General features: G+C 63.6%; 25 protein-coding genes. 6 read left to right on the top strand and 19 right to left on the bottom strand.

Translation table 11 applies throughout. The features are described from left to right. Positions 1–6 precede the first annotated feature (6 nt). The 13 genes from AC1Q6Z_RS22330 to AC1Q6Z_RS22390 all read right to left on the bottom strand — a co-directional run bounded on the left by AC1Q6Z_RS22330 (position 7) and on the right by AC1Q6Z_RS22390 (position 13,724). Entirely contained in the window at positions 7–555 is a 549-nt protein-coding gene (locus AC1Q6Z_RS22330; protein ID WP_439617977.1) for a TRAP transporter small permease subunit, read from the bottom strand. 130 nt (positions 556–685) lie between these two features. Continuing rightward, complete coding sequence (gene mctR / locus AC1Q6Z_RS22335) at positions 686–1,330, bottom strand: two-component system response regulator MctR (protein WP_492649321.1); 645 nt, start codon at positions 1,328–1,330, stop codon at positions 686–688. Next, positions 1,327–2,718, bottom strand: a complete 1,392-nt coding sequence (gene mctS, locus AC1Q6Z_RS22340) for a two-component system sensor histidine kinase MctS (RefSeq protein WP_492649473.1) — start codon at positions 2,716–2,718, stop codon at positions 1,327–1,329. Before mctS ends, mctR begins: the two co-directional genes overlap by 4 nt. A 180-nt stretch (positions 2,719–2,898) precedes the next feature. Then, complete coding sequence (folD, locus tag AC1Q6Z_RS22345; protein ID WP_492649474.1) at positions 2,899–3,822, bottom strand: bifunctional methylenetetrahydrofolate dehydrogenase/methenyltetrahydrofolate cyclohydrolase FolD; 924 nt, start codon at positions 3,820–3,822, stop codon at positions 2,899–2,901. Between the two features lie 2 nt (positions 3,823–3,824). Continuing rightward, the gene (gene purU, locus AC1Q6Z_RS22350) at positions 3,825–4,709 is read right to left on the bottom strand and encodes a formyltetrahydrofolate deformylase (protein WP_492648819.1); all 885 of its coding nucleotides are present in this window, start codon (positions 4,707–4,709) and stop codon (positions 3,825–3,827) included. A 35-nt stretch (positions 4,710–4,744) separates the two neighbouring features. Further along, entirely contained in the window at positions 4,745–5,890 is a 1,146-nt protein-coding gene (locus AC1Q6Z_RS22355; protein ID WP_492649322.1) for a quaternary amine ABC transporter ATP-binding protein, read from the bottom strand. A 4-nt stretch (positions 5,891–5,894) separates the two neighbouring features. Continuing rightward, positions 5,895–6,767, bottom strand: coding sequence for an ABC transporter permease (locus tag AC1Q6Z_RS22360; RefSeq protein ID WP_492649323.1), 873 nt, complete (start codon positions 6,765–6,767; stop codon positions 5,895–5,897). 117 nt (positions 6,768–6,884) lie between these two features. Beyond that, positions 6,885–7,889, bottom strand: coding sequence for a glycine betaine ABC transporter substrate-binding protein (locus AC1Q6Z_RS22365; RefSeq protein ID WP_492649324.1), 1,005 nt, complete (start codon positions 7,887–7,889; stop codon positions 6,885–6,887). A gap of 108 nt (positions 7,890–7,997) precedes the next feature. Then, on the bottom strand, positions 7,998–8,996 hold the full coding sequence (locus AC1Q6Z_RS22370; RefSeq protein ID WP_492649325.1) for an Ldh family oxidoreductase: 999 nt from the start codon (positions 8,994–8,996) through the stop codon (positions 7,998–8,000). A 10-nt stretch (positions 8,997–9,006) separates the two neighbouring features. After that, complete coding sequence (locus AC1Q6Z_RS22375) at positions 9,007–9,585, bottom strand: DUF3726 domain-containing protein (RefSeq protein ID WP_492649326.1); 579 nt, start codon at positions 9,583–9,585, stop codon at positions 9,007–9,009. After that, positions 9,582–11,276: a hypothetical protein gene (locus tag AC1Q6Z_RS22380; protein WP_492649327.1), complete on the bottom strand. Its 1,695-nt coding sequence runs from the start codon at positions 11,274–11,276 to the stop codon at positions 9,582–9,584. Before AC1Q6Z_RS22380 ends, AC1Q6Z_RS22375 begins: the two co-directional genes overlap by 4 nt. Further along, positions 11,273–12,268, bottom strand: coding sequence for a membrane dipeptidase (locus AC1Q6Z_RS22385; protein WP_439619095.1), 996 nt, complete (start codon positions 12,266–12,268; stop codon positions 11,273–11,275). Before AC1Q6Z_RS22385 ends, AC1Q6Z_RS22380 begins: the two co-directional genes overlap by 4 nt. A 4-nt stretch (positions 12,269–12,272) precedes the next feature. Next, on the bottom strand, positions 12,273–13,724 hold the full coding sequence (locus AC1Q6Z_RS22390) for an aldehyde dehydrogenase family protein (RefSeq protein WP_256120232.1): 1,452 nt from the start codon (positions 13,722–13,724) through the stop codon (positions 12,273–12,275). Positions 13,725–13,823: 99 nt separating this feature from the next. Here AC1Q6Z_RS22390 and AC1Q6Z_RS22395 point away from each other — a divergent pair, with 99 nt between their 5' ends. After that, a complete protein-coding gene (locus tag AC1Q6Z_RS22395; protein WP_439619097.1) occupies positions 13,824–14,717 on the top strand; it encodes a LysR family transcriptional regulator in 894 nt (297 codons plus the stop codon). Here AC1Q6Z_RS22395 and AC1Q6Z_RS22400 read toward each other — a convergent pair. Beyond that, entirely contained in the window at positions 14,714–15,673 is a 960-nt protein-coding gene (locus AC1Q6Z_RS22400) for a GlxA family transcriptional regulator (protein ID WP_492649328.1), read from the bottom strand. The genes AC1Q6Z_RS22395 and AC1Q6Z_RS22400 overlap by 4 nt on opposite strands. Positions 15,674–15,768: 95 nt before the next feature. Between AC1Q6Z_RS22400 and AC1Q6Z_RS22405 the strand changes: the two genes are divergently transcribed. Genes AC1Q6Z_RS22405 through AC1Q6Z_RS22420 form a run of 4 tightly spaced genes read left to right on the top strand, consistent with a single transcriptional unit; the run spans position 15,769 to position 20,798 of the window. Beyond that, positions 15,769–17,019 (top strand): sarcosine oxidase subunit beta family protein, encoded by a 1,251-nt coding sequence (locus tag AC1Q6Z_RS22405; protein ID WP_492649329.1) that lies wholly within the window; start codon positions 15,769–15,771, stop codon positions 17,017–17,019. A 23-nt stretch (positions 17,020–17,042) separates the two neighbouring features. Next, positions 17,043–17,315, top strand: a complete 273-nt coding sequence (locus AC1Q6Z_RS22410) for a sarcosine oxidase subunit delta (protein ID WP_492649330.1) — start codon at positions 17,043–17,045, stop codon at positions 17,313–17,315. Then, entirely contained in the window at positions 17,312–20,278 is a 2,967-nt protein-coding gene (locus tag AC1Q6Z_RS22415) for a sarcosine oxidase subunit alpha family protein (protein ID WP_492649331.1), read from the top strand. The genes AC1Q6Z_RS22410 and AC1Q6Z_RS22415 overlap by 4 nt, the downstream gene beginning before the upstream one ends. Then, complete coding sequence (locus tag AC1Q6Z_RS22420) at positions 20,271–20,798, top strand: sarcosine oxidase subunit gamma family protein (RefSeq protein ID WP_492649332.1); 528 nt, start codon at positions 20,271–20,273, stop codon at positions 20,796–20,798. The genes AC1Q6Z_RS22415 and AC1Q6Z_RS22420 overlap by 8 nt, the downstream gene beginning before the upstream one ends. Before the next feature lie 215 nt (positions 20,799–21,013). On the opposite strand, the gene AC1Q6Z_RS22425 is transcribed toward AC1Q6Z_RS22420, so the two are convergent. The 3 genes from AC1Q6Z_RS22425 to AC1Q6Z_RS22435 form a co-directional block, all read right to left on the bottom strand. Beyond that, a complete protein-coding gene (locus tag AC1Q6Z_RS22425; protein ID WP_492649333.1) occupies positions 21,014–21,220 on the bottom strand; it encodes a hypothetical protein in 207 nt (68 codons plus the stop codon). 62 nt (positions 21,221–21,282) lie between these two features. Next, complete coding sequence (locus AC1Q6Z_RS22430) at positions 21,283–21,879, bottom strand: enolase C-terminal domain-like protein (protein ID WP_492649334.1); 597 nt, start codon at positions 21,877–21,879, stop codon at positions 21,283–21,285. Continuing rightward, entirely contained in the window at positions 21,873–22,418 is a 546-nt protein-coding gene (locus AC1Q6Z_RS22435; protein WP_492649335.1) for a carbon-nitrogen hydrolase family protein, read from the bottom strand. Before AC1Q6Z_RS22435 ends, AC1Q6Z_RS22430 begins: the two co-directional genes overlap by 7 nt. Positions 22,419–22,721: 303 nt before the next feature. On the opposite strand from AC1Q6Z_RS22435, the gene AC1Q6Z_RS22440 reads away from it, so the two are divergent. Next, positions 22,722–22,931, top strand: coding sequence for a TOBE domain-containing protein (locus AC1Q6Z_RS22440; RefSeq protein ID WP_023511854.1), 210 nt, complete (start codon positions 22,722–22,724; stop codon positions 22,929–22,931). Between the two features lie 142 nt (positions 22,932–23,073). On the opposite strand, the gene AC1Q6Z_RS22445 is transcribed toward AC1Q6Z_RS22440, so the two are convergent. Continuing rightward, positions 23,074–24,291: a molybdopterin molybdotransferase MoeA gene (locus tag AC1Q6Z_RS22445; RefSeq protein WP_492649336.1), complete on the bottom strand. Its 1,218-nt coding sequence runs from the start codon at positions 24,289–24,291 to the stop codon at positions 23,074–23,076. A 259-nt stretch (positions 24,292–24,550) separates the two neighbouring features. Further along, entirely contained in the window at positions 24,551–25,585 is a 1,035-nt protein-coding gene (locus AC1Q6Z_RS22450; RefSeq protein ID WP_492649337.1) for an XdhC family protein, read from the bottom strand. Positions 25,586–25,590 lie beyond the last annotated feature (5 nt).

Raw genomic sequence — 25,590 nt, forward strand, 5'->3', positions numbered from 1 at the left:
CTGGCGTTAGAGCGTCTGGGCTTCAGCGTCAGCAAGTGCCGTCGCGTCGGGCATGTCGCCCCGCAGGATCGCGATGCGCTTGATGAGCTCGGAGACGCCTTGTAGCGTCAGCAGGCCGAAGCCGATGGGGATCAGCGCCCAGACCGGCCAGAGAAGCAGCCCGCCGGTGTTGTTCGACACCTCGCCACTCAGGAACTTCGACACCACTATCGGCCAAGAGAGGTAGATCGTGATCAGGCAGAAGGGGAACAGAAAGAAGATCGTACCGAGGATCTCCACCCAGAGCTGGGCTTTCCGCGGCATGTGGCCATAGACGAGATCGACCTTCACATGCTCGCTGCTGAGCAGCGTGTAAGCGGCGGCAATCAGGAAGACGGCGGAAAAGAGGTACCACTGCGCTTCCAGCCACGCGTTGGAGCTCAGGTTAAAGAGCTTGCGCGTGACGGCGTTGACAGCACTGATCAGCACCGCGGCGAGCAACAACCACGACACCGATTTACCAATAAAGGTGTTGAGCGCGTCGATGGCGCGCGACAGCGACAAAAGGCCGGACATGATGAATTCCTCCCCAGCCGGCACCTCTTTGCCGACCGTCGCGGAAGTCGTATGGCGTCCTTATTGGGGGAACAAGACGGGCGGGATCGCCAAATAAAACCGCCTACCCAGTAGTGGGTAGGCGCAGATCTCAGCCGTCGGACAGACTAAAACCATTGTCGATCGCATAGCGAATGAGGCCGGCGGTCGTTGAAATTCCAAGCTTCTTCTTGATGTTCTTGCGATGTGTTTCGACCGTGGCCTCTGAAAGCGAAAGCGATTGGGCGATGTCGCGGTTGCTCTTGCCAGATGCCAGCAGCGTCAGCACGTCGTGCTCGCGGGTGGTGAGCGGGTTGGCGGGCTCGCTCGGTCGGCGTTCGAGGAGAACGTCGGAAACGCCGGACGAGAAATAGGTCCGGCCTGCCGCGACGGTCTCGATCGCCGTGACGATCTCGTCGGTCGAGACGTCCTTGAGGATATAGCCGGAGGCGCCATGCAGGACGGAGGCCGAGATATATTCACGGCTGTCATGCATGGAGAGCATCACGATGCGACAATGCGGCAACTTCACCTTGAACAATTCGATGGCGTCGATGCCGCTGAGCTTCGGCATGTTGATATCGATGAGCACCACCGCCGGATTGGTCTTCACCGCGACCTCCAGCCCGGTCAGCGCCAATCCCGCCGTGCCGACCACCTCGATATGCGGAAAAGTTTCGAGCACGGCGCGCAGGCCGTCGAGAACCAGCGGGTGGTTGTCGATGAGCACAACCTTGATCGGCTTGGTCTCGCTCACGCGGCTTCAGCCCGTTTATCCGCATCCGCATTTGCCGAGAGCGGCAGCATGGCGGTCAATACGGTACCCTCTGATGTACTCTTGACCAACAGCACGCCGCCGAAATGCGCCATGCGCTCCTGCATGTTGCGCAGGCCGAGGCCGTTCTGGTGCCCGTCCCCGGTCCTGCCCACACTGTCCTCAAAGCCGTTTCCATCGTCGGTGACTGTCATACGCGCTCGGCCGCGGGCGTTCCAGAGCCTGATCTGCACGTCGCGGGCACCGGAATGACGTTCTATATTGTTCAAGGCTTCCTGCGCCACCCGGTAGAGCGCGGTGCTCGCCTCGGGCTTCAGCCTGTCCTTGCCGGGATCGGCTTCCAGCACGGTACGAATGCCCGTTCGTTCGGAAAAATGGCTGCTGAGGGCGGTTAGCGCAGCGGTAAGACCAAGGTCGTCCAATGCGGGTGGCCGCAGGTCGTGCGACAGCCGGCGAACCTCCTTGATCGCGCCGTTGAGTGCGTCCACCCCCTTTTCGATGGCGCTGGAGGCGTCGTCGGTGTGGTTGCGGACCTTACGGCTGGCAAGGTCGATGGCATAGCGCACGCCGACGAGGTTCTGCGATATGCCGTCGTGCAGTTCGCGGGCGAGCCGCGTGCGCTCCTCTTCCTGGGTGTTGATGATGCGTTGCGTCAAGGCTTTCAGCTTGCCGTCCGCCAAGCGCCGCTCACGCAGTGTGACGAGCATGCAGGTGGCAAAGACCACCATCACGGCAGGCACGGCGATAAGTGCGACCACCAGAAAGGTATGGCCGATCTTTTCCCGCAGGTCGGCCTTCGCCGCCGCCGTCTGGGCGAAAACATCATCAAGATAGACGCCTGTTCCCAGCATCCACTGCCACTTATCAAGACCCATCGCGAAGGACAGCTTGTCGGCCATGGTTTCGGACGAGGGCTTTTCCCACTTGTACTGGTAGAGCCCGCCGCCTTCCTTCGCCTTCTGGATCAGATTGGCAATCACCTGATTGCCGTCGGGGTCGGTCAGGTCCATCCAATTGTGCCCCGGCCGAAAGGTCTGGCGCGGGTGGACGACGTTGTTACCATCGTAGTCATAGACGAAGAAATAACCGTCTTTGCCGTAATCGAGCGACGTTAGAATGCCACGAACGCGATCCTTAGCCTCTTCGTCATTGGCATCCGCCGAAGCATAGACCTCCTCGATCGCCGAGCGGGCAAGGTTGGTAAGGTTTAGCAGTTCGGTCTCTTTCGCCTTCAGCATATTGCGTTCGAACGTGTCGATGCTGCTCTGGGCAAGGCTCGTCGCCTGCCAAGTGATGAAGGCAGTAATGGTGAGGATCGCGATGACGAGCGGCACTACCGCAAGCGCGACGATCTGATGACGAAGGTTCACAGCACCCTCCAAATGCAATTTTTTAGAATGCAAAGCTAAAACGAGCCACGGCTTCACGCCAGTCCCTCGTCTGATGTAGCAGAACGGGCTTTGGAAAAACTTGGATGCCTGACAATCTCGCCTTCTGGCTCTTTAGTGGCATCGAACCACCGACAACTAATTTAACCGCCTGATAAAGCGCTAGGTCGAAAGAAACGGGCCAGTGCAGACCTTCGGCGGCGTCCTGCCGGCCTTGCGGTAGGCGGCGATGACGGTGTTGGCCATCAGCATGGCGATGGTCATCGGGCCGACGCCGCCGGGGACCGGCGTGATGGCGCCCGCGACCTTGGCGCATTCCTCGAAGGCGACGTCGCCGACCATGCGCGACTTGCCCTCGCCCTTCTCAGGTGTGGCAATGCGGTTGATGCCGACGTCGATGACGGTAGCGCCCGGCTTCACCCAGTCGGCCTTCACCATTTCCGGACGACCGACGGCGGCGACCAGGATATCGGCATTGCGGCAGACGGCGGCGAGGTCCTTGGTGCGCGAATGGGCGGTGGTCACCGTGGCGTTCGCGGCGAGCAGCAGGGCCGACATCGGCTTGCCGAACAGGTTCGAGCGGCCGATCACCACGGCATTGAGGCCGGAGAGATCGTTGCCGTGCGTGCGGCGCACGAAGACCATGGCGCCGGCCGGCGTGCAGGAGACGAGGCCGCCATCGAGATCGCCCGTTGCGAGCTTGCCGGCATTGACGACATGCAGGCCGTCGACGTCCTTCTCCGGCTTGATCGACTGGATGATCGGCTCGGAATTCAGGTGCTTGGGCAGCGGGAGCTGCACGAGGATGCCGTGAACGCTTTCGTCGGCGTTCAGCGTCTCGACGAGGCGGGCGAGCTCTTCCTGCGTCGTCTCCTCCGGCAGCGTGTGCTGGATGGAGGTGAAGCCGCATTCCTTGGCCATTCGGCTCTTGGAGGAGACATAGGCGTGGCTTGCCGGGTCGTTGCCGACGATAACGACGGCGAGGCCGGGCTTCACGCCGGCATCCTTCTCCAGGGCGGCGGTCGCCGACTGCACGCTCTCAATCACGGAAGCGGCAACCTGCTTCCCATCGACGATCTCGACCACGGTCACCCCATGCGCTCGGAAGCGTAGGAACCGGGGCTCGGCGGGAAGACGATGGTCTTGTTGCCGTTCATGAACACGCGGTGGTGGATATGGGCATGCACAGCGCGGGCAAGAACCTGGCTCTCCACGTCGCGGCCGATCGAGACATAATCCTCCGCCGACTGCGCATGGGTGATGCGCGCCACGTCCTGCTCGATGATCGGACCTTCGTCGAGATCCTCGGTAACGTAGTGCGCCGTGGCGCCGATCAGCTTCACGCCGCGCTCGAAGGCCTGCTTGTAGGGGTTGGCCCCCTTGAAGGACGGCAGGAACGAGTGGTGGATGTTGATGATGCGGCCCGACATCTTCTTGCAGACTGCATCCGACAGCACCTGCATGTAGCGGGCGAGAACGATGAGTTCCGCGCCGGACTGCTCGACCACTTCCATCAGCCGGGCTTCGGCCTGCGGCTTGTTCTCCTTCGTCACCTTGATGTGGTGGAAGGGGATGTCGTGGTTGACGATGACCTTCTGGTAATCGAAGTGGTTGGAGACGACACCGACGATGTCGATCGGCAGGGCGCCGATCTTCCAGCGGTAGAGCAGGTCGTTCAGGCAATGGCCGAAGCGCGACACCATGAGCAGCACCTTCATGCGCTCGTCGCTGTCGTTGAAGCGGTAGGTCATCGCGAATTTCTTGCCGACGGCGGCAAAGCCGGACTTGATCTCCTCTTCCGACACGCCTTCCTGCGAGAGGAAGGTGAGGCGCATGAAGAACAGGCCCGTCACCAGGTCGTCGAACTGCGAACTGTCGGAGATATAACACCCCTTCTCGGCGAGGTAGCCGGTGATCGCGGCGACGATGCCGCGGGTCGATTGGCAGGATACGGTCAGCACATGGCTCTTCATCGGTTCTTTTCTCTTGGATGTGGCGCCGTCGCGCCTCAGACCGGGCGTGCCGAACGCGCCAGTGCCTTGAAGGCCATTTCGCGTGTCAGCATGCCCGTCGCCGCGCCGCCCTCCGTGACGAGGATGGCGTCCTGCGCGGCGAGCAGCGGGAAGCACTGGCCGATGGCGGCACCAGCATCGACGGACGCCACCGCGATCGCCTCGCCCGTCGCTCCGCGCGCGAGAAGGCGGGGTGCGACACCATTGGTGACGACGACGCCCGGATGCTCCCGCAACAGCGCGGCCGAGCGTTCCGGGGTCGCCTCGGCGCTCGTCAGGACCGGAACCTTCGTAAAGGCCTCATGGGCATACATCGCCCGCGACAGGTCGACCTTGCGCACGAAGCGCTCGACATAATCGTCGGCCGGGCGGAATAGAATCTCCTCGCCCGTGCCGACTTGGCGCAACTCGCCGTCCTTGAGGATGGCGATGCGGTCGCCGAGATGGAGCGCCTCATCGAGATCGTGCGTGATGAAGATGATCGTCTTCTTCAGCCGCGCCTGAATATCCTTCAGCTGCTCCTGCATGTCGCTCTTGATCAGCGGGTCGAGCGCGCTGAAGGCCTCGTCCATCAAGAGCACGTCCGCCTTGGTCGCGAGCGCCCGGGCAAGGCCGACGCGCTGCTGCATGCCGCCCGAAAGCTGCCGCGGGAAGCGGTTCTCGAAGCCCTTCAGCCCGACGAGCTCCAGCTGTTCCATGCCGAGCGCCACCGCCTCGCGGCGGTTAACGCCCTGCAGGATCGGCCCGCAGATCGTGTTTTCCAGCACCGTCTGGTGCGGCAGCAGGCCGAATCGCTGGAACACCATGGAAATGCCGTTGCGGCGGAAGACCAGGAGCTCCTTCGCGTTCATCTCCATGATGTTACGGCCATCGACGAGGATGCGGCCAGCGGTGGGCTCGATCAGCCGGTTGAAGTGGCGGATCAGGGTCGATTTTCCCGATCCCGACAGGCCCATGATGACGAAGGTCTCGCCGTTGCGGATCGAGAAATCGATGTCCTTGAGGCCGACGACACAGCCGGTCTTCTGCAGCACCTCGGTCTTCTGCGCCCCGGCGCGCAGCTCGGCGATCGCATCGTCCGGGCGGTCGCCGAAGATCTTGTAGACCTTCTCGATCTGGATTTTCACGTCGGAAGCGGTCACGGCCTCACTCTCCGCTGGCAAGGTGTTTCTGGGCGCGCCGTCCATAGGACTGGGCGATGCGGTCGAAGATCACGGCGAGGAAGACGATGGCGATGCCGGCGATGAGGCCGCGGCTCACTTCCAGCCGCTGGATGCCCTGCAGCACCTGGTAGCCGAGGCCGCCCGCGCCGATCATCGAGGCGATGACCACCATGGAGAGCGCCATCATCGTCGTCTGGTTGATGCCGGCCATGATCGTCGGCAAGGCGAGCGGGATCTGCACTTTGAAGAGCTTTTGCCGGGGCGTCGCGCCGAAGGCGGTAATCGCCTCGACCACCTCGCCATCGACCTGGCGGATGCCGAGATCGGTGAGCCGGATGACCGGCGGAATGGCGAAGAACACGGTGGCGAGGATGGCCGGGATCTTCCCCGGGCCGAACAGCATGACGAAGGGGATGAGATAGACGAAGATCGGCAGCGTCTGCATGATGTCGAGCAGCGGCAGGGCCATCGAGCGCAGCCAGTCCGAGCGCGCCATCGCGATGCCGAGCGGAATGCCGACCACGATGGCCACCACCGTTGCGGCGAGCATGAGCGCGATCGTCGCCATGGCGTCGTTCCACAGGCCCAGCGCGCCGATGAAGACCAGCATGACCGCAGCACCGGCGGTCGCCTTCAGGCTGCGCGATGCGGAATAGGTCAGGGCGGCGATCGCGGCGATGGTGACGTACCAGGGCAGCCATTGCAGGAAGGTCTCCATGCCGCTGAGCAGCTTGAGCAGCGGCATCAGCAGCCGCTCGAACATATCGCCATAGTTCGCCACGACCCAGCTGAAGCCATCGTCGATGGCAAAGCGAAGACCGCGGGTGTCGATGAGCTCGGGGAAATTGTCTGCCACGGCACAAGCCTTTCAGAATACATCTCTTGCCGGCCACAACGCGGCGCGAACCATCGGCAAAGGAAGGCTGCAGGACGGCGCAACCGGGAGGATTGCGCCGACCCCACAAGATGGGCCTCAGAGCGAGGCCTTGACCTTCTCGGCGACATCGGCTGGCACCCACTTGGTCCAGATCGCTTCGTAGTTCTTGAAGAAGTACGTCGCGACCTCCTCCGGCGAGGCCTTGTTGTCGTCGCCCCAGGCCAGCACGTCGCTGATCTCGGCATTCGGCACCTGCATTTTCGACAGGAACTCGGCGACGGCGGGGGCCTTTTCCTTGAGGCTGGTCGTCGCTGCGACGGCGACTTCACCGATCGCCCAGCCGGTTAGTTCCGGCTTCTCGCACTTGGCATCGGTGAGGCAGGTGAACTTGGCCGCATCATAGGCCGGCATCTCGAGCACCTTCAGCTTGTATTTGCCGATCACCTCGGTCGGACCCCAGTACCAGCCGATGAAGGGCTTCTTGCGCGAGACCTGCCGGGCGATGGTTGCCTTCAGGTTGGCGCCGGAACCGGTTGGATAAATCTCGTAGGTCCCTTCGAGGCCGAGCGCCTTGACGAGGTTGTTGGTGATGATCTCGCAGCCCCAGCCGGGCGGGCAGGCATAGAAGCGGCCCTTGCCGGCGTTCGACTCGTCTTCGAAGACCTTCCAGTTGTCCTTGAGGTCGCTGACGGAGCGGATTTCCGGATGCGCTTCGGCGACATAATCCGGGATCCACCAGCCCTCCTGGCCGCCGCTGGCGAAGATATCGCCCGCCTTGTAGACGGTACCCTTCGCCAGCATCTGGTCCCACGTCGATTTGACGGTGGAGACCCAGAGCTCCGGAGCGATATCCGGCTCGCCCTTGGCCAGCATGGAGGAGGCGGTCGGCACCGTGTCGCCGGGCACAATCTGGACATTGCAGCCGTAGCCTTCGGCAAGGATCGCCTTGGTCACATAGGCGAGTGTGCCGGCGGAAAGCCAGGTCATTTCGGCGACGGTGATGGGGTCGGTCGTGCCGCATTCCGCAGCCTGGGCGGCGTTGCCGCCGAGAACCATGCAGGACAGGCAGGCGCCCGCAAGAATGGATGTCTTGATCTTCATGTCCGTTCCCTTTGTTGTGGTTGTGGTGGTCTTGACAATTACGATGTCGAAAGCGGCCACTTTTATCAAACCGAAATAACTGATCCGGATTTCAGAAAAACTTTAGCGTTAAAGCGCCTCGATCCGCTCGATCAGCGCCGCATCGACAGGCACGCCGTAGCGCTCGGTGTGTGTGCGTGCCGCCCCCCGGCGGCCACCGGGAAGCCGCGCGCCGTCCTGCGTGGTGATGGCGCCAAGCAGGCTTGCGACCTGTTGCGAAAAGCCTTCGGAGAAGGCTGAAGGGTCGAAGGCGATGAAACATTGACCGGTTTTCGGCGGACCGCCCGCCGTGCCGGAAAACGGGCTGGCATCCTTGCTGAGCATCGCCCCCGACAGGCAGGAGGCCAGGATTTCGACGAGAAGCCCGGCACCGAAGCCCTTGTGTCCGCCGGCGGGCAGCATCGATCCCTTGAGCGCGGCGGCCGGATCCACCGTCGGCGCGCCCTCCGCATCGAGCGCCCAGCCAGGCTCGATGGGCCTGCCCTCGCGTGATCGCAGAAGGATTTCGGATTTCGCGACGACGCTCGCCGACTGGTCGAGCACGAGTGCCGCCCCGCCCCCGCCATCGGGAACGCCGAGCGCGAAGGGATTGGTGCCAATGACCGGGGCGCGGCCGCCCGGCGGCGCAATGGAGGCCGGCGCATGGGTGGTGCAGAGACCGAGCAGGCCGGCTTCGGCGATGCGCTCCGCGTGGTGGCCGAGCACGCCGCAATTGTAGGAGTTGAACACCGTCATCACGGCGACGCCGTTTTCGCGCGCAGCGGTGATGAACTTCGCCCAGCCGGCATCGATTGCCGGATGGGCGAAGCCGGTTGCCGCATCGACGACGACCGCGCCAGGACGCGGGCGCGACACGACGGGTTGCGCCATACCATCGACCTTGCCAGCGCGCACATGCTCCGCATAGATCGGCACATAGTGCAGCCCGTGGCTGCGGATGCCATCGCGCTCCGCCAGCATCGTCGAGCGGGCGACGGCGGCGGCATTGGCTTCACTGGCGCCCGCGGCCACCAAGGCGCGCAGGCACAGGTGCTCGATCGCGGCGAGCGTCATCATCCGGTCCGTCATGGAAACATCCTCAATCGTTGTCGGTCGTGCCGGCGCCGGCGCCCTGGGCGCGCGACAGGTCCGAAGCCGGCACGTAGGTCCTGGCTGCCAGGCTAAGCGCTGCCGCGTAGGCCGCGGCATCGGTCGCCGTTGGCCGCGGCGATCCGGAGCAGGCGGGCGCGGCATCGTCAGGCATAACGCGCAAGGTCTTCATGGTGAGCAACAGGCCGCCGACATCGCTCACCCGGGCGAGTGGGGCGACATCGCCATTTCCCTGCTGCACGGTGAGGTTCAGCCCCGTATCCATCGCCGCCGCGCCGGCAAGGCCGATCAGCAACAGGCTATAGGCCTGATCCTCAGGCAAGCCCTGCTGGGTCTCTCCGCAGCACAGCGCATCGATGGCCGCTTGACCACGGAGAACGGCCTGCCTGCCCTGTGCCTCGTCGCCAAGGGCATCGACGACGACCCTGATGGCATCGACGCCGCGCGCCGAGAGCCAGACGGCTGCGTGGCCGATTTCTTCCGCGACGCCATGGGGCAGGCCCGCGCCGCTGGCCGCCTTGCGGGCGAGCGATTGCACTTCGTTGTAGGAAAGAAGGATCGTCGTCACGGCAGCACCGGAAGCCAGCAATCGTCGGTTTCGCCGGCCGTGATCTCGCCGGCCGTCGGCGCACCCTGGAAAAGCGTGATGCGGGTCCAGCGATCCGAGCGCGGGTCGAACTTCGAGGCGCCGAAGAAGGCGAGCTTGCAGCGCAGCATGTCGATCGGCAGGCAGCGATCCGACAGCAGGTTGTCGCGGATTTCCGCATAGGGCGCAGCCGCCGTCGTCTGGATGCGGCGCACCACGTGACGATGCTGCGGGAAACGCGCGAGGAAGGCGGCGACCGTCTGCCCGTCCGGCGTATCCGCAAGGTCGGCGGCGAGCTGCTGCACTTGCCGGGCGATATCGAGCGGCAGTTCCAGATCCGCGCCGGGCTCCGTGGCGCGACGACCGAGGCGGGGTTCCAGCTTCTCCTCCGAGACATACCAGAACTGGGCGGTTTCGGCCGGCGCGTCGAAGGCGATGGCCATGGCCCAGCCGTAGTGATCACGCAGGAGCCCGCGAAGGGCTGAGACCCGCATGCCCGTTTCAGGCCCCCCTTCCCGCGCGGCCGCCATGCCGTCCGCAAGATCGTCGTTCTCCGCGCCCGCCATTTCAATGATGAGAGCGGCCAGCAACTCCTGGAAGTCTATGGACAGGGATTGCGAACGGTCGAGCAGTGAGGCGACCGGGAACGAGGTGGCCAGCAGCCTTGCAGGATCGATCCAGCCTTCGGCTTGCGCCCATTCCCTGCGCAGGAGCAGGAGGCGTGCCATCAAAGCATCGTCCTCGACCGACCATTGAGCGAGATGCAGGGCCGCCTGCCGCCAGAGATCGGCCAACCGGTTCAGCGCCGCCGCATCCAGATACGGCTTCGCCCGCACCCGCGCCAAGGCGGTTTCGCGGGCGAGGACCCAGTTGTTCAGAAGCACCGGATGGTTCGCCAGGAACGGCGCCATGCCGAGGCCGGTGGAATTGCCGACACCGATATGGCGGCGCAGGTCCGGCGCGAGCGGCACGAAGGTTTTTGGCGCTCTGCGCCGGGCGACGTGCTCGACCAGATCGTGGGAGAATTCACGGATCAGCCAGACGGTCAGCATCTCCGCCTGGAAGGGACCGGCGAGCCCCTCGCGTTCCGCCAGCACGAAACGATCGGCAATGCCGAACTTGCCGTTGCCGTAGACGGCGGTGGTGCGCAGCAGGTAGCCGACCTCGCCGAGGCGCTGCCGATCCGGCTGGAGGCCGTGGGCGAGGCTGTCGGCGACATGCTCAAAGAAGCGTACGGACTTGTTGGCGCGGCTCAGCACCAGATCGCACGGGCCGAACCGCCCCGCTTCCTGCCGCGGCGCATTCGCCCGCAGCCGGTCAATCTCGGTCGCGTCGGGAATACCGTCATAGAGCACGTAGCTCGTATCCCAGGCTTCCGCGATCACGCGGTCGGAGCGCTGGTCGTCGGGAAGCGGGCAGGAGAAGGCAACGAGACTGTAGTCGTGCCCGCCGAGCGTGAGCGTATAGACCGCATCGCCAAAACCCGCATCGTCCATGCTCCAGAGCGATCGGCGGACCGTGGTGCCGCTTGCAGTAAGACGGCGGATCAGGCTGCGCAGGAAGCTGAGCCGCGTCGGGAAGGAGGCACCCATCCGCTGCAGACGCATGACGACGTCCGGCGAACGCAGCGCCAACGCCGGTCCTGTCGTGATGTCGAGCGCCCGGCTGGTCATGGCATCGGCCCGAAGGACGCGGTGTAGAACCGCAGCCAGTTGCCGCCCATGATGCCGCCGACCTCCTCCTCGGAGAAGCCGGCATTGCGCAGGCCATGGCGCAGGTTGCCGAGGTCCGCATTGCTGCCGAACCAGGCCGGCTGCCGGGGAAAGCCCGCCGCTGCCGCCGATCCTTCACCGTAATCCGTCGCCTTCGACCAGCGGCCGTTGCGCATCCAGGTCACCACGGAATCCGGCTGATCCTGGCACAGATCGCTGCCGATGCCGACATGCTCGACGCCGTAGCGCGATGCCGTATCCGCGACCATGGCGCAAAAACTTTCCAGCGTGCAGTTCGACCCGTCCTTCAGGTGATGCGGATAGAGCGACAGGCCGAGCATGCCGCCCGACTGCGCCAGCGCCTTCAGCACGGCGTCGGATTTGTTGCGCAGTGCGGGATGCCACCAGTGCGGATTGGCGTGGGTAATGGCGATCGGGCGCGTGGAAATCTCGATTGCCTCCAGCGTGGAGCGTTCGGCGGAATGGCTCATGTCGATGACCATGCCGACCCGGTTCATCTCGGCGATAGCCTGCCGGCCGAAACGGGTAATACCCGGATCTTCCCCCTCGTAGCAGCCGGTGGCAAGCAATGACTGGTTGTTGTAGGAGAGCTGCATGAAGCGCACGCCGAGCATGTGGCAGACCTCAATGAGGCCGATGTCATCCTCGATCGGCGACGGGTTCTGCAAGCCGAAAAAGATGGCCGTGCGCCCTTCCCGCATGGCGCGCTCGATATCGCTGCCGGAGCGGCCGGGGAAGATGAGATCCGGGTGACGCTCGAAATGGCGGTTCCAGGCGATGATGTTGGCCACCGTCTCGCGGAAATTTTCGTGATAGGCGATGGTGGCATGCACGGCATGCACGCCGCCGGCCCGCATCTCGGTGAAGACGCTCGGGCTCCAGTTGGCATATTGCAGGCAGTCTACGAGGGGGCTGGCGATCTTTGCGTCCATGGCCTTACTCCGGCTCCCCCGCCCGAATATAGGCGGTCTTGACCTGAGTGTAGAACTCGGCCGCCGAACGGCCCTGCTCGCGTGAACCGAAACTCGAATCCTTCCGCCCGCCGAAGGGTACATGATAGTCCGTCCCCGCCGTCGGCAGGTTGATGGTGACGCAGCCGGTTTCGACATGGCGCCGGAAATGCGTGGTGCGGGCAAGCGAGCGGCTGAAGATGCCGGCGACGAGGCCGAAGCGCGTATCGTTGACGACGGAAAGTCCCTCCTCGTAGGAAGAGACCGTCTGCACGGCGGCGATGGGCGCGAACATTTCCTCGCGGTTGAAATCCATGGCATTGGTCGTGCCGGTCAGGAGCGCCGGCGTCATGTAGAAGCCGTCATGGGCGAGTTGCAGGCGCTCGCCGCCGATGGCGACTTCGGCACCTGCGGAACGGGCGCGATCCACCCACGCGAGGTTCGCCGCAAGCTGGCGTTCGCTCACCACCGGCCCGACCTGCGTGCCGTCCGCGAGCGCATGCCCCACTTTCAACGCGGCGACGGCTGCGGCAAGTTTTTGGACGAAGACGTCATGGACCTTTTCATGCACCACAAGGCGCGAGGACGCCGTGCATTTCTGCCCCGTGCCGGAATAGCCGCCGCCAATGGAGGCCGCAACCGCGAGGTCGAGATCGGCGTCATCCATGATGAGCAGCGCGTTCTTCGAGCCGAGTTCCAGCTGGAATTTCGTGAGGTTCGCGGCGGCCGCGACTGCGACCTGGCAGCCGACCTCGTAGGACCCGGTGAAAGTGATGGCATCAACGCCGCGATGGCCGGCAAGCCCGTTGCCGACGACGGCGCCCGGCCCCATCAGCAGCTGGAATGCGCCATCCGGCAGGCCGGCGCGGTGGATGATGTCGGCGAGCGCGAAGGCCGAGGCCGGCGTCTCGTTGGCCGGCTTCCAGATGACCGCATTGCCGTAAGCGAGTGCCGGCGCGATCTTCCAACTCGCCGTGGCGGTCGGAAAGTTCCATGGCGAGACGACGGCGACAAGCCCCATCGGCTCGCGGCGCATGTCGATCTCGATGCCGGGGCGCACGGAATCCGCGTTCTCGCCGAGCTGGCGCAACACCTCGGCTGCATAATAGGTGAAGAACTGGCCGGCGCGAAAAACCTCGCCGCGGCCTTCCGCCAGCGGCTTGCCCTCTTCGCGCGACAAGAGTTCACCGAGTTCGGCGGAGCGCTCCATCAGTTCCATGCCGATCTTGTTGAGGATCGCTTGGCGCTGTTCGAGCCCGGTCGCCCGCCAGGTCGGCATCGCTGCACGACCGGCGGCAATCGCCTCGTCGACATCGGCTTCATCGGCCTGCGCATAGAGGCCGATCAGGTCGGTGACATCCGACGGATTGCGGTTTTCATGGAAGCGTGCGCCCTGCCTCCATTTGCCGCCGATCAGGTTGGCGTAGCGTTCTGCCATGTGCGGTCTCCATTCTGTTGAGACGAAAATCCGCCAGCACAGCACTTCAATCAAGCGGATATTTCTGTTATCAATTTCAGAAGAATTGAAGTTGGTGCTATGATCAAGCTGGAAGCATTGCGGGTCTTCGTGACGGTGGCGGAGAGCGGGAACATCAAGGACGCGGCCGATGCCGTCGGCCGCACGGCCTCGGCCGTGTCGATGACACTGAAACAGCTGGAAGAAGAGATCGGCGGGCCGCTGTTCCAGACCGACCGCAAGAACAGCCTGACGGCGCTCGGCAACCTGATGCTCGATCTCGGCCGCGAGCAGATCCGCAGCTTCGACAAGTCGGTCAGCATCATGCGCGCCTTCGCGCACAGCCGCATCGGCAGCCTGTCAATCGCCTCCGTGCCATCGGTGGCGACGAACGTGCTGCCGCCGATCCTGCAACGGTTTCTCGAAACCCGGCCGCAGGTGCAAGTGGAGCTTTTCGACATAGACACCGCGCAGGTGCGGCGCATGGTGGAGAGCGGCGTCGCCGATATCGGCATCGCCGGCGAAAGCCGCACAGGCGGCGGGGTGGAATTCACGCCACTCTTCTCCGACCGGTTCAAGTTGCTGTGCAAAGACGACCACGATCTTTGCCGTCTGGATCGGCCCGTGGAGTGGAGCGACCTCAAGGCTGCAACGCTGATCCGCAACGGCGCTTCCGACAGGATCGAGGCGGAAGACTATAAGCAGATTTCGGCACGTTCGCTGATCACCGTCTACAACGTCACCTCGCTCGTCGCGATGGTGAAGGCGGGTCTCGGCCTCACCATTCTGCCTTCGCTAACCATGTATGGGGCCTATGAGGGCGTGGCGGCGCTGGACCTCGGCGATACGACGGCGAGCCGTCAGGTAGGGCTTGTCGAACGGCGCGATGTGCCGCCTTCTCCGGTCGCTGCCGCTTTCCGCGCCTTCGCCCTGAAGGAAATCCCGGTCCTGGTTTCCGAGCAGCTCGGCGGTTAGCGTCGCGCACCCGCCGGTGTCTGTCCATAGGCGGCCTTAAAGGCGCGGGAAAAATGGCCGGCGCTGGAAAAGCCAGTTGCATAGGCGATCTCGGCGATGGACAGCGGGCTCTGCTCCAGGAGCCGGCGACCATGCGCCAGACGGATCGCGCGGTAAGTATTGAGAAAACTTTCCCCGCGATGGGTTAGAAAAAGCCGGTCGAGATGCCGCGGGCTGATGCCGGCAAGTCTTGCCATTTCAGGACGGCCGAGCGGATTTTCGATCGACGCCTCCATCATCTCCAGCACCGTCAGCAGCGCCGGATGATGGGTGCCGTAACGCTCGGCCGCCGAGCCGCGCTGGGGATCGGCCGATTCGGCGACGGCGGTATGGAGATACCAGTCGCTGACACGACGGGCGAAATCCGCGCCCATGCGCTCGGCGATGACGGCATGCATCATGTCGAGCGGCGCTACGCCGCCGCCGCAGGTCACGCGCCCGCCATCGACAACGAAGCGCGCCTGGCGCGGCGCGAGATGCGGAAAGGTCTCGCGCAGCAGCGGCGCATGCTCCCAATGGATCGTGAAGTCGCAGGTTTCCAGCAGACCGGCGGCGGCCAGGATATACGCGCCGCTCGAAATGCCGCCAATGCGCACCCCGTCGCGGGCGAACTTTCGCAGGGGCGCATGCAGCGCGGCGCTGTCCCGCCAGTCGGCCGGGTTGCCGCCGGCGCAGACATGCAGCGTGTGGCAGGCGCCGCCGAGATCCGCGAGCCGGCCGCAGGCGATCTCCAGTCCGGCGGAACTGCGCACCGGCAGGCCGTCCGCCGAAAGCGGTACGATGTCGTAAAGCGGAGTGCCGGCAATGAGGTTTGCCGCGCGCAGCGGTTCGCTCGCCGAGGCATAGGACATCAGGGCGAAATTCGGCACGAGCACAAAGCCGATGCGCTGGAGGTTGCGGGTGTCTGGCAGGAGCATGGCCCAAATCTATCCGAATTTGTCCTTATCATGCAATATAGGCAAGCCCGCCGCTGCTACGAAAAGCAAACAGCCTCTTTTCGACGAGCGATGCCATGCGCTACTCAGCCTTCTCCCTCCTCTGGAACGGCCTTCGCGGCAACCGCGACTGGACGCCTGCCTGGCGTCAGCCTGAACCGAAGCCGCATTACGACGTGGTCATCGTCGGTGGCGGCGGACATGGGCTGGCGACCGCCTATTATCTCGCCAAGGAATTCGGCATCGCCAATGTGGCGGTGCTGGAAAAGAATTACATCGGCTCCGGCAATGTCGGCCGCAACACGACGATCATCCGCTCCAACTATCTGCTGCCCGCCAACAACCCGTTCTACGAGCTGTCGATGAAGCTCTGGGAAGGGCTGGAGCAGGATTTCAACTTCAACGCCATGGTCTCGCAGCGCGGCGTGCTTAACCTCTATCATTCCGACGCCCAACGCGACGCCTTCACGCGGCGCGGCAATGCCATGCGCCTGCACGGCGTCGATGCCGAGTTACTGGACCGGGAGGCGGTGCGCCGCATGGTGCCCTTCCTCGATTTCGACAATGCGCGCTTTCCCATCAAGGGCGGGCTGCTGCAGCGGCGCGGCGGCACCGTGCGCCACGATGCGGTGGCCTGGGGTTATGCGCGCGGCGCCGACAGCCGCGGCATCGACATCATCCAGGGCTGCGAAGTGACCGGCATCCGGCGTGAGAACGGCCGCGTTACCGGCGTCGAGACCAGCCGCGGCTTCATCGGCTGCGGCAAGCTGGCGCTGGCGGCGGCCGGAAATTCCTCCGAGGTCGCCCGCATGGCCGATCTCAAGCTGCCGCTGGAAAGCCACGTCCTGCAGGCCTTCGTGTCCGAGGGGCTGAAACCCTTCATCGACGGCGTCGTCACCTTTGGCGCGGGACATTTCTATGTGTCGCAATCCGACAAGGGCGGGCTCGTCTTCGGCGGCGACATCGACGGCTACAATTCCTACGCCCAGCGCGGCAACCTCGCGACCGTCGAGCATGTCGCGGAGGCCGGCAAGGCGATGATCCCGGCGCTCTCGCGGGTGCGGGTCCTGCGGGCGTGGGGCGGCATCATGGACATGTCGATGGACGGCTCGCCGATCATCGACCGCGCCCACATCGACAATCTCTATCTCAATGCCGGCTGGTGCTACGGCGGCTTCAAGGCGACGCCCGCCTCCGGCTTCTGCTTCGCCCATCTTCTGGCGCGCGGCACGCCGCACGAGAAGGCTGCGGCCTTCCGCCTCGACCGTTTCCGCCGCGGCCATCTTCTCGACGAAAAGGGCCAGGGCGCCCAGCCCAACCTCCATTGACGAACCGATCGAGGACCTTCGACATGGCAAGCCTTGTGCCCTGCCCGCATTGCGGATCACGACCGAAAGAGGAATTCACCATCAAGGGCGCGGCGCTGGCGCGCCCCGCACCCGACGCCGACCCGGACAGTTGGTTCCACTACGTCTATCTCCGGGAGAACCCGCGTGGCGCCTATGAGGAATACTGGCACCACACTGCCGGCTGCCGCCGCTGGCTGGTCGTCTGCCGCGATACCGTAACCCATCAGGTCAACACCTCCCAGGATGCCGCCGCCGCGAAAGGACAAGCCGCATGACCTCCTATCGTTTGCCGCAGGGCGGCTTGATCGACCGCGGCCAACCCCTTTCCTTCACCTTCGACGGCAAGGCCATGCAGGGCGTCCAAGGCGACAGCCTCGCCTCAGCACTTCTCGCCAATGGCCGCCGTCTCGTCGGCCGCAGCTTCAAGTATCATCGCCCGCGCGGCATTCTGACATCAGGCGCGGCGGAGCCGAATGCTCTGATGACCATCGGCGGCAGCGGCCGCACGGAGCCCAACACCCGCGCGACCATGCAGGAGCTTTATGCCGGCCTCGAAGCCCGCAGCCAGAACCGCTGGCCGTCGCTCGCCTTCGATATCGGCGCGCTCAACAGCCTCGCCTCGCCGTTCCTCGGCGCAGGCTTCTACTACAAGACCTTCATGTGGCCCGCGCCGTTCTGGGAGAAAGTCTACGAGCCCTTCATCCGAAAAGCTGCCGGCCTAGGCCGGGCGACGCATGAGGCCGACCCGGACAGCTACGACAAGTGCTGGGCGCATTGCGATCTGCTGGTCGTCGGCAGCGGGCCGGCGGGCCTCGCCGCGGCGCTGACAGCCGGCCGCGCCGGCGCCAGAGTCATTGTCGCCGATGAACACGCCATGGCTGGCGGCTCATTGCTTTCGGAGACCGCAATCATCGGCGGAACGCCAGCATCCGCCTTCGCCGAGGCCTGCGCGACGGAGCTAAGATCGCTGCCCAATGTCACCTTTCTGACGCGCACCACCGTCTTCGGCTGGTATGACGGCAATGTCTTCGGTGCAGTCGAACGCGTGCAGAAGCATATCGCGACACCGTCGCCGTCCCGGCCGGTCGAGCGTCTCTGGCGCATCGTCGCCAAGGGCGCAATCCTGGCAACCGGCGCGGAGGAGCGACCGCTTGTCTTCGGCGGAAACGACATTCCCGGCGTGATGATGGCCGGCGCCATGCGAACCTATCTCAACCGCTACGCCGTTGCCCCCGGCAGGACGACGGCGATCTTCACCGCCAATGATAGCGGCTACCAGCTGGCCGCCGACCTGGAGGCGCGCGGCGTCCGCGTTTCGGCCATCGTCGACCCGCGGGCGGCGGGCGGCGCGACCTATGCCGGCAAGGCACGTGTGCTGCGCGGTGCCGTCGTCACGGACGCCCATGGCGGCAGGAGCCTCACCGCCATCGATATCCACAGCGGCAGCCGTACGGAACGGCTGAAGGTCGATGCGCTCGCCATGTCCGGCGGCTTCAGCCCGGTCATCCATCTCGCCTGCCACCGCGGCGGCAGGCCGGTCTGGTCGGATGAGAAGGCCGGCTTCCTGCCGCCGGCCAACCTCGGCGGCCTCACGCCCGCCGGTGCGGCCCGCGGCATCGACGGACTTGCGGCCTGCCTGAACGACGGCGCGCGGCGGGGGGCCAACCTGGTGGCCACGTTCGGTTTTACCGCAACGCCGGTCGCCTTCGGCACGGTCGAAGGCGATGTGCCTGTGTCGGCCCCCGCCAAAACTCTCTGGTCAATCCCCGGCGGCAAGGGAAAGGCCTTCGTCGATTATCAGAACGACGTACATCGCAAGGATCTCGACCTCGCGGTCAAGGAAGGCTACGGCCATGTCGAGCTAGCAAAGCGCTATACCACCGGCGGCATGGCGACCGACCAGGGCAAGCTCTCCAACGTCAACGCCATCGGACTTCTCGCCGAGGCGCGCGGCTTTTCGCCGGGCGCGGTGGGCACGACTACCTTCCGCCCGTTTTATACCCCAGTGTCCTTCGGTGCGCTCGCTGGCGCTCATCACGGGGAGCATTTCCAGCCCGTCCGCCGCTCTCCGCTTCATGGCTGGGCGGCCAAGCATGGCGCGGTCTTCGTTGAAACCGGCCTTTGGTATCGTTCCGCCTGGTTCCCCCGCACCGGCGAGAAAGACTGGCGCGAAAGCGTCGCCCGCGAAGTCGTCAACGTGCGCAGGAATGCCGGCCTCTGCGACGTGTCGATGCTCGGCAAGATCGAAATCTGCGGTCCCGATGCAGCCGAATTCCTCAACCGCGTCTATTGCAACACCTTCCTGAAGCTGCCGATCGGAAAGGCGCGATACGGCCTGATGCTGCGCGAGGACGGCATGATCTACGACGACGGCACGACGAGCCGGCTGGAGGAAAACCGCTTCCTCATGACGACGACCACCGCCTATGCCGCGGGCGCCATGAACCATCTCGAATTCTGCGCCCAGGCGCTCTGGCCGGACCTCGATGTGCGCCTTGCCTCCATCACCGACCAATGGGCGCAGATGGCGATTGCCGGGCCGAAATCCCGGAAAATCCTGCAGGCGATCATCGACGAGGATATCGGGGACGCAGCCTTCCCGTATCTGGCGGCGCACGAGGTTTCGCTTTTCGGGGGCGCCTTGCACGGCCGGCTGTTCCGCATCTCCTTCTCCGGCGAGCTCGCCTATGAGCTCGCCATACCCGCAGCCTATGGCGACAGCGTCGCGGAGGCGCTGATGGCGACAGGTCGGACGGAAGGCCTCATGCCCTACGGCGTCGAGGCACTGAGCGTGCTGCGCATTGAAAAAGGCCATGTCACCCACAACGAGATTAACGGGACGGTGGCACCCGCCGATCTCGGTTTTGGTAAAATGGTCTCGCTGGCCAAGCCGGACTTCATCGGCAAAGCCATGCTGCAACGCGAAGGCCTTGCCGCACCCGACCGGCCGCGCCTCGTCGGCGTCGTGCCGCTCGACCCTGCCGACACCTTTCGCACCGGCGCACATATCCTCGCCAAGAACGCGGCGGCGACGTTGGAGAACGACCAGGGCTATGTGACGTCCAGCGCCCATTCCCCGCATGTCGGCTCGACGATAGGCCTGGCGCTGGTCAAACGCGGGGACGAGCGGCACGGCGAGGAGGTCGTCGTCTGGAATGGCCTCAATGGCGAATTCACCTCCGCCCGGCTCTGCCCGCCCGTGTTCTTCGATCCCAGCAACGAGAAGCTCCATGCCTGATCTTCGCGCCCTGCCCGCCCTCGCCGATCGCACGCCTCTCGTCTCGCACGGCATCCGTCTCTCACCGCTTCCCGAGGGGACGGTGCTGCAGATGATTGTCGGCCCCGGCGCACCGGACCAGACGGCAAATGTCGAACGGCTCGCCAATGAATCTGGATTGGCGGCACGTCCCCTTTCACCCGGCCAGTGGCTGCTCATCGGCGATAAGCCGACGCGCCATGCCGATAGGAAGCAACTGCTTGCCGCACTCGAACCGCAGGCAAGCGGTATAGATCAGAGCCATGGCCGCGTGCGCATGCGGCTGGAGGGACCGATGGCCGTGAAGGTCCTGGCGAAGGGGACCGCCGTCGACTTTAATCAGCGTGCCTTTCCGCCCGGGAGATTCGTCGCGACCCTGATCGGCCATATCGCGGCCCACCTCACGCGCCATGACGTGGAGGATTTCGAGATTTCAGTCCTGCGTGGATTGGCGGAGGCATGCTGGATCGATCTCGCCGGTATGTGCGAAGAATTCGTATAGCGCGATGTTCTAGCCGAACTGTCATGCCTCGATAATCCCGCCCTTATAGCTGACCGTTGCACCGGCTCGAAGTGGTGACCCGAATACACCAAGGTGTTGATCCAACTTGAACCGTCGGCACGCCCTTCGAATTTCACAAGTGTTTGCCAACGGCACTTAGTCACGCAACACTGGGAGCCTGCATCCTGCACCTGGGAGATGAGTTTGCTGATATGTCAGCTGGACGTGAAGTGCTCAACAGTGAATTCATCCAGCACCGCCCTATCAAATTGGAACCCCCATCCCGCCCGATCGATGAGGATCAGTTGCCCGTCTTTATAGACCTGGCGTGTTTCCGGCGTCACAAGAAGCTCGAAATTGTAAATGTCCTTCTCAGGCAGGAAATGTTCGACCTCTCCGCAGCGCGCGTTACGCGGATCCATTCGCTGACACCGCCGAGCACGCTAACATCTGGCTGCAGTATGTCTGCAGAACGCTGTTCGATCTACATGCGGAACTCGTGGCGTGTCTGGTGTATCTCGCGTGTCGCTACCGGGGTTTCCAGCCTATGGGCAAGTTCAGCATGCCCGGCATAGTCGTCGGGTGAAAGAGGCTCCTCGAACCACCAGAGGCCGTCGTCTCCCGCCGCCTTTTCGAAAACGCGTGCCGCGTGCAACGCCTCACTGAAGTCGCGGTAGGCATTGTTCGCATCGAGCGCGAGCCTGCCTCGACCATCCATAGCATCGATCGTTGCCCTCACACGGTCGGCGTCTTCTTTGATCGAGAGCCCACCCACTTTGATCTTGTGGTCCGAAAAACCATGCTCGACGTTGAACCGTATTTCGCGATGGACAGCCTTGGCCCATTCCCCGTCATACGGCCGATAATATCCGCCAGACGCATAGGCCGGTACCAGCCTCACTGCGCCGCCCAGCATGACGGCCAGCGGTAAACTCCTGCGTTTCGCCGCAAGATCCCATAGCGCCATGTCGACGGCGGAAATCGCGCGCAGCGCGATCCCCTGCCGGCCGGTCAGGAGTGTCTCCTGATACATGCGGTCCCAATGGCCCCAGATGTCGTCGGCATCGGCGCCGATCAGCACGGGCGAGAGGAGTTCGGCAACGATCTTTGCGGCAACCGCGCCGCCGCGCGTACACGACGAGGTAGTCGCGCTTGGCAATCCGCGTGGGCTTGGCGACAGTCGGCGAGAAGGACGGACTGGACAGGCCAGTTCGTCGGCAATGCGATGAAATCAGCGCCCGCCAAAGCCAGCGTCCGCGAGACCTCCGGAAAGCGAATCTCGTAGCATATCGCCACGCCGACCTTGCCCACCGCCGTCTCGAAGACCGAAACCACGAAGCGATCTGCGCCAAGGAACGGCAGATGACGCTTGCGGTGGATGCCGGTCACGCCCCTGGGCCCGATGATTGCCGCTACATTATCGAGCTTCGGCCCGACCCGCTCCAGAAAGCCGACAACGACCTCCATTGAATGCTCGGCGCAAAGCAGGCGCACCTGTTCCAGCTCAGGCCCATCCTGTTCGATGGCGCATGCATCGACCGACGTGATGTTGACGATGTGGCTGGTCGGGCCGGGCGGGTTCACGAGCTGGCGCAAGTCGCGCACCGCCGCCACCATCATGTGATAGGTGCCTCCTCACGCTGATGGCGTTTTCCAAATCCCAGTCCTCGTCAGGAATTTCGGGGATCGGTTTGCGCGGAGGCGTGCGAGCATGAAGAGGTCCTCCGATAGGAGCCGAGGGATAGCAGGTATCCCCGAAAGGCAGCGACGCTATATTTTATGGAATATTTCGCTTTTCACCGATGATACGCGGGCAAATTTTCGCGAAAACGCCTGATAGTCTGGAGCTGTTCTCTCTGTCTGGACCGTAGTAGCTTTGCAACATGGCATGCTATCGCGTACTCGCCAAAACAGGAGACTCCCATGAAGATCAGCGCACGCAACCGCCTCAAGGGCAAGATCATCGAAGTAACCAAAGGCGCGACCACGGCTCATGTACGCATCGAGGTTGCCGGCGGCGCGGTCGTCACCGCATCCATCACCAATGAATCCGTCGATGAACTCGGCCTCGCCGTTGGCGGAGAAGCCTACGCCGTCGTCAAGGCGTCGGACGTGATGGTCGCCGTCGATTAAACCGGGCTAAAAATCGCTTGCCGCAACATAGAACGCGGCAAGCGCTTCGTCCTACATATGTTCCCGCGCATATATCCTAATTTCACGGCCCCGTGACAACAGCAGTCCCTCTTCCGGCGAGGACATCAGGCTGGCACCCTTGTCAGAATGGTAAAACCTCGACGACATCTCCCTCTAGTATCTCGGTTTGTTCAGAGTGGAGAACGATCATGACGTCAGCGACGGCAAGGTAACGGAGCCTCGCAGAGCCTTGGTCCGGCAAGGGTTCGACCGCCGTGGCACGGCCAAGCAAACCTTGACGCAATCGCCCTAGAAGAACCTGCGTCCGCCCCGGCGGTTTGGCGATCTTACTGGTGACTGGCAAATGCCAGGCGTGCCGCTCATTTGATCCCTTCCCACCAAGGCGGGCGATGATGGCACGCCCCAGAAGGGCGAAGCTCGCTGCCGCCGCCAAAGGATTTCCGGGGAGGAGCAGAATGGGGCAATCGTCGATATCGCCAAAGCCGACGGGCTTTCCCGGCCGCATGTCGAGCTTCCAGAACTCAAGGTAACCACGCCGGACGATGATCCGTGTCAGGTGATCGGCAAAACCAGCAGACGCGCCGCCAGTGGAAATCAGGAGATCGTGGTCGGCTGCCGCGGCGACAAGCCGTTCAAGAATGAGTTCTGGGTCGTCGCGGGCAATGCCGAGATCCGTGACGGCGGCTCCGGCGGCTTGGAGCATCCGAAGGAGCATGGGCCGGTTCGTATCGAATATTTTACCCGGCTCGAGGAGACCGGGATTGTCAACAAGTTCGTCACCTGTTGACAGAAGTGCCACCTTCGGTCGTGCCGCAACCAAAACGGATCTAAGCCCAAGCGATGAGAGAAGCGCGATTTGGCCAGGCCCGATGCGGGTGCCGGCCACCATCACGACCGTGCCCTGGGCAACGTCTTCCCCCTTTTTGCGGATATGCAGCTTGCCACCGGCGGGAGCTCTGAGATGAACCTGATCGCCATCAAGCCGGGCGGCTTCCTGCACGACGACACGGTCGGCGCCGGGTGGCACCGGAGCACCCGTCGTTATTCGCGCCGCCTCACCAGCGCAGAGCGCGCTCAAGGCTTCCTGCCCCGCCGTAATTGTCTGAGTGATTTTAAGGCAGGCGGTTCCATCCGGCCGCACATCATCTGTTCGGATGGCAAAGCCGTCCATCGCCGCATTGTCGAAACGCGGCAGCGAGACAGAGGCGACTATATCTTCCGCCAGAAGATGATCATAGGCCGCAGAAACGGAAACCCGCATGGGTGGTATTGCCGCTTCTATGTAGCTGGCGATAAAGGCCAGCGCATCGTCAAGGCTCCTTACTTCGCGATCGCTCATTGATCTTTCCACGCCCAGTTCGCTCGATTACTCGAGAGCGCGCCGTGGCAAAGCTAGCATAGGGACCAAGACATCCGCTCTTCCGAATCCGATATATTTTTTGGAATATAATGATGCAAAGATGCCAGTCGAGTCTCAACTGGGATAAGCGCATCTCGAAATCGTGTGATGATGGATCCATGCAAGCGAACTCCATCAGGCGTGCGAGCTTCCTCGCCGGTCCTGCACGTATTGGCGGCTCAGGCCGGCGCAAAGCTTCTCAACGAACGGCCGCGGCATTGCCGGAGCAGCAACCCACCGCCAGCGGTTGGCTGATGGGTTCCCAGATCGGCAGTGGAGATATCTCTCTCCCATCGGACAAGAGACCGACGCCTGCGCTTGCGCTGACATTCGCCTGCATGATCTCCGCCAGGATGGAGAGCGCGATGGAGGATGCACTCTTGCCGCTTTCGAACAAGCCCGCCGGCCCGCGGATGCGACCGAGCTTCTCTTTTTCCACACCGAAGCGCGCAAGGATGTCGAGCCGGCGCTGGTGGGTCTTTCGACTGCCCATGGCGCCGACATAGAAAGCATCGGTCTCCAGGATCAGCGGCAGCAGGTTCGTTTCCCATTCATGATCGTGAAACATCACCGCGACCGCCGTGTGGCGGTCGGCGTGAACGATGGGCAGGCTTGCCGCGCTTGGAATCGGCACGACCTCGACGCCGGGCGTTTTCAGGATCTCCTCGCGTGTTTCCGCATCGGGCGAATAAAGCACCACTTCGAAACCGGTAACAAGACCGAGCCTTGAGAGCTGGACCGCGGAGGGACCGATGCCGGCGATGATGATGCGCGTGCGCGGAGCGTAGATCCGGGTCAGCGTTTCGCTCTCGTCGCCCGCAAGTGATGGTACATGCATGATGGCCGGCAGACGGCGGTGCAGGCGCGCGTCGATCGCGACGAGATCGTCATCAGCAATGTTGACGTCAAAGACGAGTTCGATCGCACTGCCGCAGGGGAGTTGGATGTCGAAGTACTTCGATCCGCGACCATAACGCACGCGTCTGTTTTCGCCGTCCTGAATGGCGGCGATGGCTTCGCTCACCACGGCGCGCTCGATACAGCCTCCCGAAAGATAGCCCGTCCAACGCCCGCTTTCCGAGACGGCCATCTGCGCGCCAAGAGGGCGTGGCGACGATCCTTCGATCTGGACAAGCGTGACGATTGCGATCCGCTCGCCGCGGCGTTTTCGGTCAACGGCGAAATCGATGACATAGTCGTCGAATTGATCCCGTGATCCGGCCGGCATTTTCATCACGC

This window comes from Shinella sp. GW835-FHT14H05 (genome assembly GCF_058793575.1).

What these genes read in the sequence shown, in the direction of transcription:
- AC1Q6Z_RS22450 (WP_492649337.1), bottom strand. Translation starts at nt 25,585, where the DNA reads ATGAAAATGCCGGCCGGATCACGGGATCAATTCGACGACTATGTCATC.
- AC1Q6Z_RS22370 (WP_492649325.1), bottom strand. Translation starts at nt 8,996, where the DNA reads ATGACGGACCGGATGATGACGCTCGCCGCGATCGAGCACCTGTGCCTG.
- AC1Q6Z_RS22365 (WP_492649324.1), bottom strand. Translation starts at nt 7,889, where the DNA reads ATGAAGATCAAGACATCCATTCTTGCGGGCGCCTGCCTGTCCTGCATG.
- AC1Q6Z_RS22385 (WP_439619095.1), bottom strand. Translation starts at nt 12,268, where the DNA reads ATGGACGCAAAGATCGCCAGCCCCCTCGTAGACTGCCTGCAATATGCC.
- AC1Q6Z_RS22405 (WP_492649329.1), top strand. Translation starts at nt 15,769, where the DNA reads ATGCGCTACTCAGCCTTCTCCCTCCTCTGGAACGGCCTTCGCGGCAAC.
- purU (WP_492648819.1), bottom strand. Translation starts at nt 4,709, where the DNA reads ATGAAGAGCCATGTGCTGACCGTATCCTGCCAATCGACCCGCGGCATC.
- AC1Q6Z_RS22380 (WP_492649327.1), bottom strand. Translation starts at nt 11,276, where the DNA reads ATGACCAGCCGGGCGCTCGACATCACGACAGGACCGGCGTTGGCGCTG.
- AC1Q6Z_RS22440 (WP_023511854.1), top strand. Translation starts at nt 22,722, where the DNA reads ATGAAGATCAGCGCACGCAACCGCCTCAAGGGCAAGATCATCGAAGTA.
- AC1Q6Z_RS22395 (WP_439619097.1), top strand. Translation starts at nt 13,824, where the DNA reads ATGATCAAGCTGGAAGCATTGCGGGTCTTCGTGACGGTGGCGGAGAGC.
- AC1Q6Z_RS22435 (WP_492649335.1), bottom strand. Translation starts at nt 22,418, where the DNA reads ATGATGGTGGCGGCGGTGCGCGACTTGCGCCAGCTCGTGAACCCGCCC.
- AC1Q6Z_RS22400 (WP_492649328.1), bottom strand. Translation starts at nt 15,673, where the DNA reads ATGCTCCTGCCAGACACCCGCAACCTCCAGCGCATCGGCTTTGTGCTC.
- AC1Q6Z_RS22390 (WP_256120232.1), bottom strand. Translation starts at nt 13,724, where the DNA reads ATGGCAGAACGCTACGCCAACCTGATCGGCGGCAAATGGAGGCAGGGC.
- AC1Q6Z_RS22445 (WP_492649336.1), bottom strand. Translation starts at nt 24,291, where the DNA reads ATGAGCGATCGCGAAGTAAGGAGCCTTGACGATGCGCTGGCCTTTATC.
- AC1Q6Z_RS22410 (WP_492649330.1), top strand. Translation starts at nt 17,043, where the DNA reads ATGGCAAGCCTTGTGCCCTGCCCGCATTGCGGATCACGACCGAAAGAG.
- AC1Q6Z_RS22420 (WP_492649332.1), top strand. Translation starts at nt 20,271, where the DNA reads ATGCCTGATCTTCGCGCCCTGCCCGCCCTCGCCGATCGCACGCCTCTC.
- AC1Q6Z_RS22330 (WP_439617977.1), bottom strand. Translation starts at nt 555, where the DNA reads ATGTCCGGCCTTTTGTCGCTGTCGCGCGCCATCGACGCGCTCAACACC.
- AC1Q6Z_RS22425 (WP_492649333.1), bottom strand. Translation starts at nt 21,220, where the DNA reads ATGGATCCGCGTAACGCGCGCTGCGGAGAGGTCGAACATTTCCTGCCT.
- AC1Q6Z_RS22415 (WP_492649331.1), top strand. Translation starts at nt 17,312, where the DNA reads ATGACCTCCTATCGTTTGCCGCAGGGCGGCTTGATCGACCGCGGCCAA.